This window comes from Bartonella sp. CL162QHHD, assembly GCF_042195435.1.
In the GTDB taxonomy this organism is placed as follows: Bacteria; Pseudomonadota; Alphaproteobacteria; order Rhizobiales; family Rhizobiaceae; genus Bartonella.
Genome location: NZ_JBHIOG010000094.1, coordinates 1 through 2,087 on the forward strand (window position 1 = coordinate 1; position 2,087 = coordinate 2,087).

General features: G+C 42.5%; 4 protein-coding genes. All 4 read right to left on the reverse strand.

Annotated features, from left to right (window positions below; all coding sequences use genetic code 11):
- On the reverse strand, nt 1–627 hold a 627-nt coding region (locus ACFILD_RS09585), incomplete at its 3' end, for a baseplate J/gp47 family protein (RefSeq protein ID WP_375665208.1).
- Nucleotides 624–965 carry a GPW/gp25 family protein gene (locus ACFILD_RS09590; RefSeq protein WP_273791723.1) on the reverse strand — a complete coding sequence of 114 codons (342 nt, stop codon included), beginning with the start codon at nt 963–965 and terminating at the stop codon, nt 624–626. The genes ACFILD_RS09590 and ACFILD_RS09585, both read right to left, overlap by 4 nt.
- The gene (locus ACFILD_RS09595) at nt 962–1,651 is read right to left on the reverse strand and encodes a phage baseplate assembly protein V (protein WP_375665211.1); all 690 of its coding nucleotides are present in this window, start codon (nt 1,649–1,651) and stop codon (nt 962–964) included. Before ACFILD_RS09595 ends, ACFILD_RS09590 begins: the two co-directional genes overlap by 4 nt.
- On the reverse strand, nt 1,632–2,087 hold a 456-nt coding region (locus ACFILD_RS09600; RefSeq protein WP_375665213.1), incomplete at its 5' end, for a hypothetical protein. The genes ACFILD_RS09600 and ACFILD_RS09595, both read right to left, overlap by 20 nt.

The following is a 2,087-nucleotide window of genomic DNA, read 5'->3' on the forward strand; positions in this document are numbered from 1 at the left end:
CATTGTTGTGAGAATTTTCAAAGATGTTTCTGGTAACAGCCAAACATCTGCTTCTAAATCCAGCACTTTTTTGACAGCAGCGTGAACAATGATTGTATCATTGGTCATGATGATATTTTTTCTGTGAAGAGCTTCTGAGACTGTTTGTATGAGATCTTCAGAGGCTGTTCCTTCTTCATTATTACCAAAAAGAGCAACATAGATGGTTGGGTCTTTGCCTTTACGATAAATAATCGCATCCTTAACACGACTATCTGCTGTTAAGGCGATAAGCTTGTAATAGGGCTCTGTCCCGCTACCATTGCCACCACGGGTATGAAGCTCTATGCGTTCACGATATCTCTCGTCACTTTCACCCTCCATGCGGGCAATACCATGCCAGTTTCCCAAAGCATCAAGAGATTCACCGGTTGCAAAATCAAGAATGTTGTTGCGTGCCGCTTCGTTAATACGCTGTCTTAAAAGCAACTCTCGATAGCTAAAAGCCTCTATGACTTTTACGGCTGGATCACTTTCCAAAAATGTATATTCGGGTAAAAGTTCTTTTAAATGGGCAAGAGCAGCAGCGCGTATTTCTTCAAAAGAAAGTTCTGTGATGATTTCGGGTTTTGCAAGCACTCCATTCATTTTATCAATAATCCTTCCATGGTAATGGGCTTGCCGGATGGCAAATAAATGCCTTCAAAGGATAAAGAAACGTGTCCATTCTCACTCCATTTAAAATCGATTTTTTTCAATTTAAAACGCGGTTCCCACTTGTCTAAAGCCTCAGCAACAGCAGCATAAAGAGCAACAGCAAAAGCATTATTAACCGGTGCATCAATGAGTTCAGCAACGCGTGAACCATAGTCACGCCGCATTACACGCGAACCAATCCGTGTTGACAAAATGTCAAGGATTGATTGGCGCAAATGATCAATTCCGGTTAATGGCTTTCCTGTTGTACGGTCCATTCCACTGTTCAATTGGGACCTCCAGTCATCGCGCCACCAGAATAAACACCGCCATGAACATGGGTTGCTCCTACATTGGTGCCGTTATGTCTTAATCCACTTGAGTGAATGGAAACATTATTCCCAGAATGAAGAGAGAGACTATCATTCGAATTCAGTGAAATGCCATCACCAGCCTTCAAAGAGATGCCGCCTTTTGCGTTTAAATTTATATCGCTTTCTGAAACAATCTTTATGCCTTCCGGTGCCGTAAGCTCTAGCTTGCCACCATCACCTTTTAGTGACACACCATCAGCGATTGTCAGGATAAATTTTCCGCCGGATTTGATGTGAATTCCATAAGTATTTTGTTCATCATCATATTCAAGGCTGGTTCCATCAGGGTATATCGTTCGGTGAATGCTGCCCTTATCGGCTGCTTGATTAGCATCGGTATGAAGTGAACCAACAATCACCCCTTGTGATAAATCTCCGGATGACGAGACAACAATCACTTGCTCTCCGATATCACGCCCTTCATAAGAGCGTGTTTTACCGGCGCGGGCTTGTGTGTCTGGAATCCAGTCACTGACAAGATTGCCACTTTTTATCCGATAGCGTGCGTTTTTATGGTCGACATGGCTAATTTTTCCCACCACAACCATATTGGCCACACGTCTCTTTAGATCTGTGATTTCTTTATCGCGCCGCTCTAACATGAGTAACCTCGATTTTATGGTATTTATCTTTATTTCTCACGCCTGTTTCTGGTTCAAAGCTTAAGAAAGGTTCAACGATTCTTGCTGTTACACTGCCGTCTTCTTCATCCATGTTGGGGATATTTGTCACATAAATGACTTCAAAGGTTAGAATTGCACCATGGAGCGCTAGGGCGCCATTATCGCCAAAGGCAAAAGCAATATTTTGCAGGCCGCATGTTTCAACGGTGTTGTTGAGATTGTGATTAGCGTAGAAAATCTCTTCAATTTCCCATGCTAATTGGTCAACAAAGCGTGCACCATCTTCACATGTTGCATAGCATTCAACATCTACTGTTAAAACACGCCGCCTTACTCCATAATCATAGCCATCTTCAATCGTTTCACTTTGTGTTGAGATATTAATTGCAGGCGTGTTCTCAACGGAAAAGTTGAA

Coding starts and splice junctions, on each gene's coding strand:
- ACFILD_RS09595 (WP_375665211.1), bottom strand. CDS start 1,651: ATGTTAGAGCGGCGCGATAAAGAAATCACAGATCTAAAGAGACGTGTG.